Annotated in this window: 13 protein-coding genes; 4 read left to right on the forward strand and 9 right to left on the reverse strand. The window is 67.3% G+C overall.

The genetic code is table 11. The features are described 5' to 3' along the window. Nucleotides 1–29: 29 nt before the first annotated feature. The 6 genes from ACKY0X_RS15100 to ACKY0X_RS15125 form a co-directional block, all read right to left on the reverse strand. Nucleotides 30–1,064, reverse strand: a complete 1,035-nt coding sequence (locus tag ACKY0X_RS15100) for a histidine phosphatase family protein (protein WP_409426697.1) — start codon at nt 1,062–1,064, stop codon at nt 30–32. A gap of 186 nt (nt 1,065–1,250) precedes the next feature. Then, nucleotides 1,251–2,366, reverse strand: a complete 1,116-nt coding sequence (locus ACKY0X_RS15105; protein WP_409426698.1) for a histidine phosphatase family protein — start codon at nt 2,364–2,366, stop codon at nt 1,251–1,253. Between the two features lie 125 nt (nt 2,367–2,491). Beyond that, nucleotides 2,492–3,520 carry a histidine phosphatase family protein gene (locus ACKY0X_RS15110; RefSeq protein ID WP_409426699.1) on the reverse strand — a complete coding sequence of 343 codons (1,029 nt, stop codon included), beginning with the start codon at nt 3,518–3,520 and terminating at the stop codon, nt 2,492–2,494. A gap of 109 nt (nt 3,521–3,629) precedes the next feature. After that, nucleotides 3,630–4,385, reverse strand: a complete 756-nt coding sequence (locus ACKY0X_RS15115) for an enoyl-CoA hydratase (RefSeq protein WP_409426700.1) — start codon at nt 4,383–4,385, stop codon at nt 3,630–3,632. Then, a complete protein-coding gene (locus ACKY0X_RS15120; RefSeq protein ID WP_409426701.1) occupies nt 4,373–5,188 on the reverse strand; it encodes an NUDIX hydrolase in 816 nt (271 codons plus the stop codon). The genes ACKY0X_RS15115 and ACKY0X_RS15120 overlap by 13 nt, the downstream gene beginning before the upstream one ends. Further along, nucleotides 5,185–6,057, reverse strand: a complete 873-nt coding sequence (locus ACKY0X_RS15125) for an ABC transporter ATP-binding protein (RefSeq protein ID WP_406757625.1) — start codon at nt 6,055–6,057, stop codon at nt 5,185–5,187. Before ACKY0X_RS15125 ends, ACKY0X_RS15120 begins: the two co-directional genes overlap by 4 nt. A 145-nt stretch (nt 6,058–6,202) precedes the next feature. Here ACKY0X_RS15125 and ACKY0X_RS15130 point away from each other — a divergent pair, with 145 nt between their 5' ends. Continuing rightward, complete coding sequence (locus ACKY0X_RS15130; protein WP_409426702.1) at nt 6,203–7,597, forward strand: PE-PPE domain-containing protein; 1,395 nt, start codon at nt 6,203–6,205, stop codon at nt 7,595–7,597. 114 nt (nt 7,598–7,711) lie between these two features. On the opposite strand, the gene serB is transcribed toward ACKY0X_RS15130, so the two are convergent. Next, the gene (serB, locus tag ACKY0X_RS15135; RefSeq protein WP_409426703.1) at nt 7,712–8,944 is read right to left on the reverse strand and encodes a phosphoserine phosphatase SerB; all 1,233 of its coding nucleotides are present in this window, start codon (nt 8,942–8,944) and stop codon (nt 7,712–7,714) included. A 52-nt stretch (nt 8,945–8,996) separates the two neighbouring features. Further along, nucleotides 8,997–10,721 (reverse strand): cytochrome c oxidase subunit I, encoded by a 1,725-nt coding sequence (ctaD, locus tag ACKY0X_RS15140; protein WP_409426704.1) that lies wholly within the window; start codon nt 10,719–10,721, stop codon nt 8,997–8,999. 138 nt (nt 10,722–10,859) lie between these two features. Here ctaD and ACKY0X_RS15145 point away from each other — a divergent pair, with 138 nt between their 5' ends. Further along, a complete protein-coding gene (locus ACKY0X_RS15145; RefSeq protein WP_409426705.1) occupies nt 10,860–11,945 on the forward strand; it encodes an iron-siderophore ABC transporter substrate-binding protein in 1,086 nt (361 codons plus the stop codon). Nucleotides 11,946–12,071: 126 nt separating this feature from the next. Beyond that, entirely contained in the window at nt 12,072–13,124 is a 1,053-nt protein-coding gene (locus tag ACKY0X_RS15150; RefSeq protein ID WP_409426706.1) for an NAD(P)-dependent alcohol dehydrogenase, read from the forward strand. An 81-nt stretch (nt 13,125–13,205) separates the two neighbouring features. On the opposite strand, the gene ACKY0X_RS15155 is transcribed toward ACKY0X_RS15150, so the two are convergent. Next, a complete protein-coding gene (locus tag ACKY0X_RS15155; protein WP_409426707.1) occupies nt 13,206–14,459 on the reverse strand; it encodes a CynX/NimT family MFS transporter in 1,254 nt (417 codons plus the stop codon). Between the two features lie 48 nt (nt 14,460–14,507). Here ACKY0X_RS15155 and ACKY0X_RS15160 point away from each other — a divergent pair, with 48 nt between their 5' ends. Then, nucleotides 14,508–15,182 (forward strand): FadR/GntR family transcriptional regulator, encoded by a 675-nt coding sequence (locus ACKY0X_RS15160; protein WP_409426708.1) that lies wholly within the window; start codon nt 14,508–14,510, stop codon nt 15,180–15,182. Nucleotide 15,183 lies beyond the last annotated feature (1 nt).

A 15,183-nucleotide genomic window follows, 5' to 3' on the forward strand; every position in this document is an offset into this window, starting at 1 on the left:
AAGTCGGGCGCCGCCAGGTCCATACAGGCTCAGATCGCTCCCGCCAAGCCGTCTGCCACCGAGGCAGCTACCGAGCCGGTGCTGTCGCCCAGAGCGCCGGTGATGGTGTCGATTACCGCCTGCGGGAACGCGGTGAACGCCGCGACCACGTCGTTGAAGCCGGTCTGCAGCGCACCGGTGATGTCGGCGGAATCGCCACCCTGGATGGCCTCCCAGACGTGCCAGGCAGCCACCTGCGGCGCGACGATCAGGTCTCGGACGTCGACGAACAAACCGGTGAACAGATCCGGCGTCGCCGGGACCGGCGTGCCGTCCCAGCTGACCATCGTCCAGCCGTCGGTGGGGCTGCCCTGCAGGATGGCTTGGCCCGCATTCGGGGGTGGCCCCAGTGTCTCGAGTAACTGCTGCAGCAACAGCAAGATGGGCGGGTTGTTGACGTTCATCAACGTCCAGATGGCGATCACTCCGCCGCTGGTGTACGCCACGTCGGCGAGTGGGCCGTCGCCGGCGATGGTGTTGTTGTAGATGGTGTCGATGGCGCCGCCGACCTGATCGTCGAACTGCACCCCGTTGATGCCGCCGATCTCGGGCACTAGCACGAAGCCGAGCACCCACGCCGCCATCGGCGCGAAGTAGCCGATCTCGGTGGCCAGGTCACGCGGCTGGCCTTCGAACATGCCGGCGCCCACCTCGTTGAGCCCAGCAAGGATCTGCACGTCCATCGTCAAGGCTTGAGCCAGCGGGTCGGCGGTCTCCTGGGTCCGAATGAGTTCCGAGGCATAGATTCCGGAGATGCCGTTCGGGAAAGCCGCCTGAATGGCCTGGGCGACGGCATTCGCCTGCTGGACGCCCGCCTCGGTGAGCGGAGCACCGGGTGGGAGCGTGCCGAGGATGTTGTTCAGGTCGTCGGTCGATTGCCCGTGCCGCACCAGGTCCAACGTGATCTGCTCGGCATCCGCGGTGAGCGCGATGTCGACGACAGACACTGCGGACGGCACGGGCGCCACCGGAGTGACGGCGGCGGCCCCAAGTCCGACCAGCGTGATGCCGGCGGCTACCCACATACGATTGACGACTCGCTGCATGTCCATCCCCCCAGACAGACGCCGTGTGACCGATATCACATGCTATCTATGCGAGGGAGAGCTGGGCAATACCCGGCCTTCAGGAGATCGCAGGTTCGCGTTCAGGCACGGCGAAGCCCGGGTGCGGCAAGTTACCGCCGCACCCGGGCTTGAGTACCACTGCGACTAGATCGCCAGGGCCCCCAGCAGATCGCCCCACGCGTCGGCCGAGCCGCTGCCTGCGGCATCGCCGAACGCACCGGTGATGGTGTCGATCACTGCCTGCGGGAACTCCACCAGCGCCGAGAACACGTCGCTGAAGCCGGTCTGCAGCGCAGCCAAGATGTCGGAGGGGTCGCCGCCCAGGATGGCCTCCCAGACGTGCCAGCCGGCCATCTGCGGGGCGACAATCAGGTCACGCCAGTCGACGAACAGCCCGGTGAGCAGATCCGGCTGCGCATCAACGGCCTGACCGTTCCAGCTGACCAGGGTCCAGCCGTCGGTCGGGTTGCCCTCGACCACGACCTGGCCGGTGTTCGGTAGCCCGCGGTCGCCGGACAGCGTCTCCAAGAACAGCCCCCAGTCGGGGTTGTCGACGTTCATCATCGTCCACGCCATGATCGCCGCGCCGTGCGAGAACGCCACATCGGTCCCGGTGCTGTCGCCGTCTGCCGTGCTGGCGTCGTAGATCGCTTGGATGGCACCACCGTAGTTGTCCTGGAATGCCATTCCGTTGGGGTTGATGTCCGAGCCGAGCATCGGCACCCAGTAGTTCCCGGTCATCCACGCGATGGTGGGCAGGAGGTAGAGGAGTCCGGGCAGCGTGCCGCTCTGTCCTTCCAGCCACCCGGCGTTGATCTCGCCGAGCCCGGACAGGATCTGATCGGGCGCAAGCAGCGGTGTCGGCCCGTCCGGGAAGTTGGCCGGATCGACAGGCTGTCCGGTCAGCAACTGGATCAGCGGCCACGCCGTCTGCTGGGCGCGCAGGAACTCCGAGGCGTACACCCCGCCAATGTTGTTGTCGCCCCCGTTGTAGAGGCCGTTCCCGACGGCAATGGCCTGTTGCTGCCCCAGGTCGGTGAGCGGTGCACCCGGGGGCGTCGTCCCGACGTAGTCCGACACGTTTTCTGTCGACTGCCCGTGCCGGACCAGATCCAGCACGATGTCCGCGGCGGCCAGTTGGATGTTGGGCACATCGACGACGGGCAGCGACCCGGCTATCGGAGCCATCGGGCCGACAGCCACGAGGCCGGCGCCGACGAGCGCGACTCCGGCGGTGATCCACGGGCGGGTTTGGTACATGGCCTTCTCCTTCAGCGAGTCCGTAGCTTCCGTTACGCTCCGACGCGTAGCGCAATACTTCGCTGAAAGTATCCCGATGATTTACCTATGTCAATGCTGAACTTGCTAGATTTCTGCGCTGAGCGCTAGCCGCCCAGCGCTCCGGTGATGGTGTCGAACACGGCCTGCGGGAACGCGGTGATAGCCCCGAGGACCTGGTCGAACCCGGTCTGCACGGCGGCGGCGATCTCGGCCTGGTCCCCGCCCTGCAACGCCTCCAGGATGTGCCAGGTCGCGATCTGCGGCGCGACGTTCAGGTCCCGCCAGTCGACGAACAGCCCGGTCAACAGGTCCGGCGTCGCTGACACCTCGTGACCGGCCCAGCTCACCAGCGTCCAGCCGTCGGTGGGGTTGCCCTCGATGACGACCTGGCCGGTGTTGCCCAGTGGGGTGTGGGTGTCGAGTAGTTCGGAGAGGACCAGCCCGAAGTCGGGGTTCTTGACGTTCATCAACGTCCAGATCGCGATCGTTCCGGCGTGCGCGAACGCCACGTCGTTGAGCGAGCTTTCCGGGTCGGAGACGGTGTTGCTGTAGATGGCCGCGATCGCGTCGGTGACGCGATCATTGAACGCCACCCCGTTGGGGTCGATCTCAGATCCCAGCATCGGCACCCAGTACTGGCCCAAGGCCCACATGAACGTCGGCAGGGCGTAGGCGATCTCGGTGAGGATGTTGAGGTCTTGGCCTTCGAACCAGCCGGCATTGATCTCGTTGAGCCCGGCCAGGATCGCCAGCGGTGTGTCCGGCGCGCCTGCGGCGCTCAGCCACCCGCCGGCCGTTTCCTGCGAGCGGAGGAACTCGGAAGCGTAAATGCCGCTGTAGTAGTCGGGGTCGGCAAGGCGCAGCGGGTTGGTGGGGTCGGCTAGGTAGGCGGCCTGCTGTTCCCCGAGTGTGGTGAGCGCAGCACCCGGCGGAAGGGTGCCCAAGATGTCGGTGGCGTTGTCCACCGACTGGCCATGGCGCACCAGGTCGATCGTGATGTCCTGGGCGGCCAACAGAATGTCAACCGCGACCGCTCCGGCCTGCGGCATCACGACCGGGCCGGCCGCGACGGCGCCCGCGCCCAGCAGCGCGACGGCTGCGGTGGTCCAGGGACGGATGGCGGCTGACTGCATGGTGGGTTCCTAACGCCGGGATCGTGGCGGCCCTCGCCGCTGACTGGACGTTAGCTGATAAAAACTTGAAAAGAAACCGTCACTGCCCCAAGTCGTTCTGGCGTGGCGCCTAAGAGCCTTCCCCTGCGGGGCCGATGCCGGCGGCGAACAGCTCACCGTAGCGACGCTGGTCGGCGGCGGCCCGGTCTGCCGCAGGCTCGGTCTCGATGGAGTCGATGGAGGCCTTGGCCGCAGCCAGTGCCTGCGCCGGGGTGTCGACGAATCGGCGGGCCCAGCCGAGCGCGGCCTCGTAGACGCCGTCGGGTGCGACCATGTCGTCGACCAACCCCAGGGCCAGCGCCTCTTCGGCATCGAAGAACCGTCCGCTGTAGGCCAATTCCTTGGCGCGGCTGGCTCCGATGGTTCGAGCCAGACGAGCCAATCCGCCACCATCGGGAGCCAGGCCGGCCAGAATCTCGGTCGCGCCGAACTTGACGTTGTCGCCGCTGATTCGCCAGTCCGCGGCCAGCGCCAGCGCCAGGCCACTGCCTAGTGCGTACCCGGTGATCGCCGCCACCGTCGGCTTTCCGATCGCCGCGACCGCCTGCACGGCATCGTGGCGCACGCGGGCGAAGACCTGCGCCTCGGCCGCGATCAGCGTGCGCAGTTCGGGCACGTCGTCACCGGCGCAAAAGATCTCGTGGCCCCCGTACAACACCACAGCGGCGACGTCGTCGCGTGCCGACGCCTCGGCCGCAGCCGCGACGATCTCGCGGTAGACCTGCCGGGTCATGGCATTGGTCGGCGCCCGGGAGATCACCAGGGTGGCCACCCCGGGCTCCTCGGCTGAGGTGTGCACCGATACGAATTCGCTCATCCGGGCCATCGCTTCCCGCGCGCTGCGTTGTAACGGTCGGAGTTGAAGAACTCGATCTCCCAGTTGTCACCCCGGCGCGCCAGGTCCGGCTGCACCACCACGATCTGCCGTTCCACCGCCATCACGGCCTCGATGCTGCGGCCGATAAGCGAATCCAGCTGCGTCCAGGTCGGCGGCAGCAAGAAGCTGTTCCCGGCCGCGAAGTCTTCGATCGCGGCTTCGGGCGTGAGCCAACCGGCGCGGTCGGATTCGGTGTTCTCGCCGTCCGCGCGCTGCCCGACCGGCAGTGCGCCCACAAAGAAGTAGGTGTCGTAGCGGCGGGTGCGCTCGGCTTCCGGAGTCACCCAGTTCGCCCAGGGCCGCAGCAGCTCGGCATGCAGCACCAGATGCTCGGTGCGCAGAAAGTCGGCGAACGACAGCTCGCCGGCGTTCAGCGCTCGCCGAGACTCGGCATATACCGAGGCGTCGGAGACCAACCGGTCCGGGTCATCGGCGGGGCCGGCGAACAGCACCCCGGATTCCTCGAACGTCTCACGTGCGGCCGCGCACACCAGGGCCGCGGCCAGGTCGACGTCGACGCCGAAACGCTGCGCCCACCACGTCGGCTCCGGACCGTGCCAGGCGATCTCGGTGCTGCGGTCACGGTCGTCCACGCCACCGCCGGGAAACACCATCACCCCGGCTGCGAACTCCATCGCGGCGTGGCGGCGCATCAAGAACACGTCGAGACCCTGCCCTCCGGCGGCGTCCTCGCGTACCAGCATCACCGTCGCGGCAGGCCGCGTGGGCAAGGGTGCCTGGGGTTCGTTCATGCGCGCCTCCGGTGGGCTGCTCGACTACGGGTCCGGCGCGCGAAGTAGCGCCCGTCGATAACATCCAGGGAGATCGACTGGCCAAACGTGGCCGACAGGTTCTCGGCCGTGAGCACGTCCTCGAGCAGCCCGGCAGCCACCGCGCGGCCCTCGGCCAGCAGCAGGCAGTGACTGAATCCGATCGGGATCTCCTCGACATGGTGGGTGACCAGCACAATCGCCGGGGCGTCCGGGTCGGCGGCCAGATCCCCCAGCCGCGCCACCAGTTCCTCGCGCCCGCCCAGGTCCAAGCCGGCCGCCGGCTCGTCGAGCAGCAGCAGTTCTGGGTCGGTCATCAGGGCGCGGGCGATCAGCACCCGCTTGCGCTCACCTTCGCTCAAAGTGCCGTAGGTGCGATCGGCCAGGTGCTCGGCGCCCAGGCTCTCCAACAGGTCGACCGCCCGCTCGTGGTCGACGGCGTCGTAGCGTTCCCGCCACCGTCCCAGCACCGCGTAGCCCGCCGAGATGACCAGGTCGCTGACCGTTTCTCCGCCTGGGATCCGCTGCGCCAGTGAGGAGGAACTCAGTCCGACGCGGGCCCGCAGCTCGGTGGTGTCGACCCGGCCCAGCTGTTCACCCAACACGTAGGCCACACCCGAGGACGGGTGTTCGGTGGCGGCGGCGATCCGCAACAGCGACGTCTTGCCCGCCCCGTTGGGACCGATGATCACCCAACGTTCGTCGAGTTCGACCGACCAGTCCAGCGGCCCCACCAGAGAGCGCCCGTCACGGCACAGCGAAATGCCCTCGAAGTGGATCAACAGATCCTGATCGGCCCCGGTTGCGGGAGCGGAACGTCCGGTATCGGGCACGGCCCTATCGTGCCGTATCCCGGCTGCGCGACGACCGACCGGGGTACGAGAGCCGGGACGCATTTTCGATCGATGTTCTTGCCAGTAACTCCAGGTGGCCCTGTTGTAATGTGTTGCACGGTTCGCGCTCATCAATACTTAGGGTTTATTTCAGGGAGCTTCGATGGTCCGTATTTCCAGTGCTGTCGCGGTCGGGCTTGTCAGTGCCGGTCTCATCGTCTGCCCCTCCCCTGCGGGTGCCGCGGCGCCGGCGGTCCAAGCGGTCCAGCTCGCCGGCGCCGGACTGCCGCTGGGCGGCGGAACCGCGCTGATCATGGGTGGCAGCGGCATGCCGACGCCCGGACCCGGCTACGCGGACCTGGTCAACGAGCTCTACCTGGCGCCCCTCGGCTTCACCGGCACCACCCAGATCCTGAGCACCCCCGAAACGCTGTACCCGTTCCTGGGCGCGTTCACCGGGACTTTCGACAGTTCGGTGGATGAAGGCAGCCAGATCCTGGAGGCCGCGATCCTCGAGCAGATCGCCGGCGGTCAGGTCGACGCCGAGAACCCCGTCGTGGTGTTCGGGTGGTCGCAAAGCGCGGTGATCTCGTCGCTACTGATGCAACAACTCGCCGACCAGGGCGTGCCCAGCGACTACGTGCACTTCGTGCTGATCGGCAACGAGAGCCTTCCCAACGGCGGCATGCTGGCCCGCTTCGACCTTCCGACAGGTACGTATCCGGAACTGCCCAGCGTCGGAATGACATTCAGCGGCGCAGCGCCCGCCAACCTTTTCCCCACCACCGTCTACACCACCGAGTACGACGGTTTCGCCAATTTTCCGCAGTATTCGCTCAACTTCTTGTCCACGATCAACGCCGTGATGGGCATCATCTTCGCGCACACGACCTACCTGGGGCTCAGTCCCGAGGACATCGCAAACGCGGTGGCCCTTCCAACGTCAAGCCCCGACCTCTTGACCGACTATTACATGATCCCCTCCAGCACGTTGCCGCTGCTGGCTCCGCTGCAACTGCTGCCCTACATCGGCAACCCGCTGGTCGATCTGCTTGATCCGGCACTGCGGGTGCTGGTGAATCTGGGATACGGCAACATCGAGCACGGCTGGAGCCCGGACTTCGCGGACACCCCCACCGGCATCGGAGTCCTGCCCGATTTCAGTGTCCTGCAGCAGGTTCCGCAAGCACTGTTCGACGGCGTGCAGAAGGGCATCACCGACGCCTTCAACACCTTGATGGATCCGGCCAACTACGTCTACACGCTGCCGGAGTGGGCCGAACAGTTGGCGGGCATGGCCGGCATCATGGACGGTGGAGAGACCTCTGTCGGAGTCACGGTGCCCACCACGTGGGACGACCTCTTCGGATCGTTCCCGCCGCATACGGGTTACCCGCCGATCGACATGCTCAGCGCCTTGCTGTTCACGCTGCCCGAGTACAGCTACAACGTCTTCATGTCCGAGATCGCTGAGGGCGATCTCCTCGACGCCATCGGGATACCGCTCGCCGCCACCGCCGGACTCCTGCCATTGGCGTTGATCGGGGCGTTGCTGTAACGCGCTAGGCCGATGGCGGCGACCCGCAACGCCCGGCTCCGCCGCGCTTGCGATCGCCGCTAAGCCGATGGCGGCGACCCGCAGCGCCCGGCTCCGCCGCGCTTGCGATCGCCGCTAGGCCGGCGGGATCTCGACCCGGCGCAGCACGCCATCGTGCGCGTCGGCGGCCTCGATCTCGGCGCGAGTGACCCCGAGCAAGAACAGCACCGTGTCCAGATACGGGTAGCTCAGCGAGGCATCGGCCACCTCGCGCAACGCCGGCTTGGCGTTGAACGCCACACCCAGGCCGGCCGTGGACAGCATGTCGATGTCATTGGCGCCATCGCCAACAGCCACCGTCTGCTCCAGCGGCACTCCCGCCTGGGCGGCGAACTCGCGCAACGAGTCGGCCTTGCCGGCCCGGTCCACCACCGGACCGATCACCCGGCCGGTAAGTTTGCCGTCGACGATCTCCAGCTCGTTGGCTGCCACGAAGTCCAGCTGCAGCTCGGCCGCCAGCGGCTCGATCACCTGCCGGAAGCCGCCGGACACCACGCCGCATTTGAAACCGAGGCGGCGCAGCGTGCGCACCGTGGTACGGGCCCCGGGAGTCAGCTCGATCTGTTCGGCGACCTCGTCGACGACACTGGCGGGCAGACCGGCCAGGGTGGACACCCGGTGGTGCAGCGATTCGGCGAAGTCGAGTTCGCCACGCATCGCGGCCTCGGTGATCGCGGCGACCGCGTCCCCGGCACCGGCCCGGTCGGCGAGCATCTCGATGACCTCGCCCTGGATCAGGGTGGAGTCGACATCGAACACGATCAGTCGTTTGGTCCGGCGCGACAGGCTGGCATCTTGGAACGCCACGTCGACCTGCTGCTCGGCGGCGACTTTGCTCAGCGCGGACTGCAACTGGCCCGCGGCACCGACCGGCACCGAGACCCGCAGTTCCAGCCCCGTCACCGGGTAGTCGGACACACCGCGGATCATGTCGATGTTGGCGTCGATCTCCGCGATCTCGTGAGCCAGTGCCCCCAGGGCCGTGGCGGCCACCGGCCGTCCCAAGACCACGATCCGATGCGTGGACGGTGCCGCGATGATCGGCGCGTCATCGCTGCGTTCGATCGTGACGTCAAGCCCCACACCGCGGATCGCGGTGGTCACTTCGTCGGCGAACGCCGACCCGTCAGCCACCTCCGGCTCCACGGACACCAGCACGCCCAGCGTGAGGCGGCCGCGGACCACGACCTGTTCGACGTTGAGCAACGCCACCTGGTATCGCGACAGCACCTCGAAGAGGGCCGACGTCACGCCGGGCTGATCGACACCGGTGACGGTGATCAGCACCGGCACCTTGGGCGTGCTCACCCCTGGCGGGCGCCCGGCTTGACCGGGCGCCGCCTCTCCCCCAGCGGGCTCATCAAGCGTTTGCGGGTTCGTACAACTCGTCACCGGGGTGACGGCCGACGTGCGCTTCAGCCCGCAGCCGATCGATCATGTGCGGGTAGTGCAGCTCGAATGCCGGCCGCTCCGAACGGATCCGGGGCAGCTCGGTGAAGTTGTGCCGCGGCGGCGGGCAGCTGGTCGCCCACTCCAGAGAGTTGCCGTAACCCCACGGGTCGTCGACCGTGACAACCTCGCCGTAACGCCAGCTCTTGAAGACGTTCCAGGTGAAGGCGATCATCGACGAGCCCAGGATGAAGGCCCCGACGGTCGACACGATGTTGAACGCGGTGAAGCCGTCAGTGGGCAGGTAGTCGGCGTAACGACGCGGCATGCCCATGTTGCCCAGCCAGTGCTGGATCAGGAACGTGGTGTGGAACCCGATGAAGGTCAACCAGAAGTGCAACTTCCCGAGCCGCTCGTCGAGCAGCCGGCCGGTCATCTTCGGGAACCAGAAGTAGATCCCGGAGAACGTCGCGAACACGATGGTGCCGAACAGCACGTAGTGGAAGTGCGCGATCAGGAAGTAGCTGTCGCTGACGTGGAAGTCCAGCGGCGGGCTGGCCAGCATCACGCCGGTCAGGCCACCGGCCAGGAACGTGACGATGAAGCCGATCGCGAACAGCATCGGGGTCTCGAAGGTCAGCTGGCCCCGCCACAGGGTGCCGATCCAGTTGAAGAACTTCAGACCGGTCGGGATGGCGATCATCAGGGTCATCAACGAGAAGAACGGCAGCAGCACCGCACCGGTGGCGAACATGTGGTGTGCCCACACTGCGACAGACAACGCGGCGATGCTCAGCGTCGCGTACACCAGGGTGACGTAGCCGAAGATCGGCTTGCGGGCGAACACGGGGAACACTTCGCTGACGATGCCGAAGAACGGCAGCGCGATGATGTACACCTCGGGGTGGCCGAAGAACCAGAACAGGTGCTGCCACAACAACACCCCACCGTTGGCCGAGTCGTAGACGTGCCCGCCCAGGTGCCGGTCGACGGCCAAACCGAACAATGCCGCAGTCAGCAACGGGAAGACGATCAGCACCAGGATCGACGTGACCAGGATGTTCCAGGTGAAGATCGGCAGCCGGAACATGGTCATACCGGGGGCACGCATGCAGGCCACCGTGGTGATCATGTTTACCGCGCCGAGGATGGTGCCCAGACCACCGACGGCCAGGCCCATGATCCACAGGTCGCCGCCGGCCCCCGGGGAGTGCACCGCGTCGCTCAGCGGGGTGTAGGCGGTCCAGCCGAAGTCGGCGGCACCACCGGGGGTGATGAAGCCGGCCAGGGCGATGGTCGCGCCGAACAGGAACAGCCAGAACGAGAACGCGTTCAGGCGCGGGAACGCCACGTCCGGGGCGCCGATCTGCAGCGGCAGCACCAGGTTGGAGAACCCGAACACGATCGGGGTGGCGTAGAAGAGCAGCATCACCGTGCCGTGCATGGTGAACAGCTGGTTGAACTGCTCGTTGGACAGGAACTGCAGGCCCGGCACCGCCAGCTCGGTACGCATGAGCAGCGCGAGCAGGCCGCCGATGAAGAAGAAGGCCATGCAGGCGACGCAGTACATGATGCCGATCAACTTGTGATCGGTGGTGGTGATCATCTTGTACAGCAGGCTGCCCTTGGGGCCCGTCACCGCAGGGAAGGGCCGACTGGCCTCGAGCTCTGCGCGTGGGGGTGCTTCGGCGGTCAAGATTCCTCCAAACATGGGCATCCCGGGAAACTTGGTCGAATCCTAACCCCGAGCGTCGCCCGGTCGGTATAGGCCTCCTACAAACTGTCGTATTCGTCTCGTCAAGGGCTGCCCCACCGTGGGTGTTAACGTCACGGCGTGACCAGGGTGGACAGGCGGGCGGCGTCCGCAGTTTTGCTTGCCGTGACCTTGCTCACGACGGCCGGATGCGCGGGCGATGCCGCCGAAACGGCTCCGACCTCGATCTCCACCACGACGACGATGGTCGCCGGGGCCGGTGTGCTCGGCAATGATCGTCGCCCCGACGAGTCGTGTGCGGCCGAGCCTGCGCACCCCGACCCCGGGCCGGCCATGCGCTGGGCCCACAACGCGGCCGAGGTGGAGCCGGCCAGCGTCGAGGTCCCCGAGCAGGCCGAGCGCATCGTGGTGCTCTCCGGCGATCAGCTCGACACGCTGTGCGCCCTGGGCCTGCAGTCCCGCGTGGTCGGCGCCGCACTTCCGGATGGGGTGGACAAGCAACCGTCGTACCTGGGCTCGGTCGTGCACGGTGTCGCGGCAGTGGGCTCGCGCAGCAACCCCGATACCGGCGCCATCGCCGAGCTGCATCCCGACCTGATCCTGGGCGCACAGGGCCTGACGCCCGGATATGCGGAGCTGGCCGCGATCGCCCCCACGGTGTTCACCGGGGCGCCGGGTTCGGCGTGGGAGGACAACGTGCGAGGTGTGGGCGCCGCGACGGCACGCACCGGCGCCGCCGACGAGGTGCTCGAGAGGTTCAGCGCGTACGCCGCTGAGACCCGCGAGGTCAGCGACGCCACCCACTTCCAGGTGTCGGTGGTGGAGTTCACCGACAACAGCGTGCGGGTGTACGGGGCCTCCGGCTTCGCCGCCAGCGTGCTCAAGGCCGTCGGAGTGGACCGCCCACCGTTGCAGCGGTTCACTGATCGGCCCTACATCGAGATCCCAGCTAACGATGCCGATCTGGCCGGCCGGGCGGATTTCTCGGCGGCCGACGGCGACATCGTCTACGTGTCCTTCGCCTCGCCGGCAGTGAAGGCGCGGGCCGCCACGGTGTTCGACAGCGTCGCCTGGCGACGGCTTGCGGCCAACCGTGACAGCCGGGTTTTCGTCGTCAACAACGAGGTGTGGCAGACCGGGCAGGGACCGGTCGCCGCGCGCGGCGTGGCCGAAGACCTGCACTGGGTGAACGCCCCCATCAACTGATCGAGCGCCCCCGCTCCCCACACCGGCGGTGACCGATCTCACGCCCTCGGGCCAAGCTTCGCAGCAAATAACTTTGCTAAGCTATGTTTTTACGTGTCGATGCATGTCTGAAGAGGAATCTCCACTATGAGCACCGTTTCCGCCTATGCCGCCACGTCGGCAACCGACCCGCTGAGCAAGACCACGATCACCCGCCGGGACCCCGGCGCGCACGACGTGGCGTTCGACATTCATTTCGCCGGCATCTGCCATTCCGACATCCACACCGTAAAAGCCGAGTGGGGCGCTCCGCAGTACCCGCTGGTTCCCGGCCACGAGATCGCCGGTGTGGTCACCGCCGTCGGGTCCGCGGTGACGAAGTTCAAGGTGGGCGACCGTGTCGGCGTGGGTTGCTTCGTCGACTCCTGCCGCGAATGCCCCAACTGCCAGGCCGGCCTTGAGCAGTACTGCACCGGCGGCGGCATGGTCGGTACCTACGCCGGCGTCGGCCGCGACGGTCAGCCCACCCAGGGCGGCTACAGCGGCGCGATCGTCGTCGACGAGAACTACGTCTTGAGCATCCCCGACGAGATTCCCCTGGACGCCGCCGCTCCTCTGCTCTGCGCCGGCGTAACCACCTATTCGCCGCTGCGGCACTGGAATGTCGGCCCCGGCAAGCGGATCGCGGTCATTGGCCTCGGCGGCCTGGGACACATGGCCGTCAAGCTGGGGGTGGCGATGGGCGCCGAGGTGACAGTGCTGTCGCAGTCGCTGAAGAAGATGGAGGACGGCCTGCGGTTGGGGGCCGAGCACTACCACGCCACCAGCGACCGCCAGACATTCAAGGATCTGCGCAACAAGTTCGACGTCATCTTGAACACCGTCTCGGCGAGCCTGGACCTGGGCGCGTATCTGAACCTGCTCACCCTGGACGGCACGCTGGTCGAGTTGGGCATGCCCGAACACGCCCTGTCGGTGCCGCCGAGCCCGCTGGTCCGGATGCGGCGCAGTGTGACGGGCTCGTTGATCGGTGGGATCGCCGAGACCCAGGAGATGCTGAACTTCTGCGCCGAGCACGGCGTGCGTCCCGAGATCGAGGTCATCGAACCGGATTACATCAACACCGCCTACGAGCGCGTGCTGGCCTCAGACGTGCGCTACCGCTTCGTCATCGACACCGAGTCGCTGCGGACCGCCTAGCATCCAGCGATCGCCGAGCGTGTACTCAGACCGAAAGATTCGCGAAATCCCCGGTCTCAGTGCACGTTCGGCGAGGGCCACTTAGACGTAGCGGTTGCGCCCGGCCAATGCACCCGCCGCTGTCTGCACCAGGTAGACGGCGAGCATCATCAGCCACGGCACGGTCCATCCGCCACTCACGTGGTGCAGCAGGCCGAACATGAACGGGCCGACGCCGGCGAGCAGGTAGCCGAAGCCCTGCGCCATCCCCGACAGGCTCGCCGTGTCTTGTGCGTCGCGGGCTCGCAGCGCAATCACGGTGAGCGCCAACGAGAACACGCTCATCCCCAGGCCCACCAGCACGCTCCACAGCAGTGGTGCAGCCCCGGGCGCGATCAGCAGACCGAGCATTCCGGCCATCCCGAGCACTCCCAGTCCGACGATCCAACCGCTTTGGCTGTCCCGGCGGGCGGCCAACGGCGACACGATCAGACTGATCGGCACGGCGATCAGCGAGATCAGGCCGAGCAGTAGGCCGGCGCGCGTTTCGCTGGTGCCGTTCTCGATCAGCACCTCGGGCAGCCAGCCCATCACCACGTAGGCGAGGAACGACTGGGTGCCGAAGAACAGCGTGACGGTCCAGGCGAGCTTGCTGCGCAACAGCGACCGGCCCTTCACCGTGGCCGCGGGCGCGGCGGTGCCGGGCCGGTCGAATCCGCGGGCCCCAACCACCCAGGCCGCCAACGCCAGCAGCGCGAGCGCACTCCACGCGCCCAGTGCCGATCGCCAGCCGCCCAGCGCGTCATCGAGCACCGGGGTGACCGCGGAGCCCAAGGCCCCTCCCCCTTGCAGGGCCGCGGTGTAGACGCCGGTCATCAGCCCGACCTGCGCCGGGAAGGATCCTCGGATGATCACTGGGATCAGCACGTTGATCAAGGCGATTCCCGCGGTCGCCACCAGTGTTCCGCCGAGCACCACGAAGGACCCGTCGCAGACCCGGATCAGCAGTCCCGCAACGAGTATCAGCAGCGCCGCCGACACCGTGCGCCCCAGCCCGATCCGCCGCGACAACCACGGTGCGGCCAGCCCGGCGGCAGCGAAGCACAGACCGGGCAACGTGGTCAGGATGCCGGCCCAGGTGTCCGAGGCGCCCAACGCTCCCCGCATCTCCGGGAGCAGTGGCCCCACGCTGGTGATCGCCGGGCGCAGGTTCAGTGCGGTCAACACCACCGCGACGGTCAGGAGTGCACCGCCGGCCGCCATCGTCGCCGGCCGGAATTCGGCGGCACCCTCGAGTTCCAGTTCAAGATCGTGCTCGTACTGGCCGAGTCGTTCGTTGCGGGCGGTGCGGGTCACCTAAAGTAGGATGGCATACATCCTATGATTGGATGAAGGGAGGAAGCTGTGCCGTTGGTCACCACTCGCCGCACCGGCTTGGTAGATCAGGTGATTGAACAGCTTCGCGCCTCCGTGACTGGCGGGGAATGGCCGGTCGATTCGCGAATCCCCACCGAGCCAGAGCTCGCCGACGCGCTTGGGGTGGGCCGCAATACCGTCCGTGAGGCGGTCCGGGCGCTTGCCCACAGCGGCATCCTGGAGGTCCGCCAGGGCGACGGCACCTACGTGCGCGCCACCAGCGAAGTGTCCGGCGCGGTGCGCCGGCTGTGTGGCCCGCAGCTGCGCGACGTACTACAGGTGCGACGTTGCCTGGAGGTGGAAGGGGCACGGCTGGCCGCCGCCGCCCGCACGGAGGAGGATCTGGCCGAGCTGCGCACGCTGTTGGATCGCCGCGACGGCCACCAGCAGGAGGGCAGGCACGACGAGTTCGTCCGGGCCGACACCGATTTTCATCTCGCGGTGGTCCGCTGCTCGCACAATCCGGTGTTGACCGAGTTGTACTGCGGGCTCACCGAGGTGCTCATGGCCAGTGTCGCCACGACAAGCGCAAAACCGGTGCAGGCAGACCAGATCCGGCACCGGGGCCTGGTGGAGGCGATCGCCGCGGCCGACGTCGAAGCGGCCGGGCGTGAGGCGGGCGGATTCCTCGACGAGCTGCTCGAGCAGCTACCGCCCCGCTGAG

It is taken from the genome of Mycobacterium sp. SMC-11 (assembly GCF_046250095.1).
Taxonomy (GTDB): Bacteria; Actinomycetota; Actinomycetes; order Mycobacteriales; family Mycobacteriaceae; genus Mycobacterium; species Mycobacterium heraklionense_A.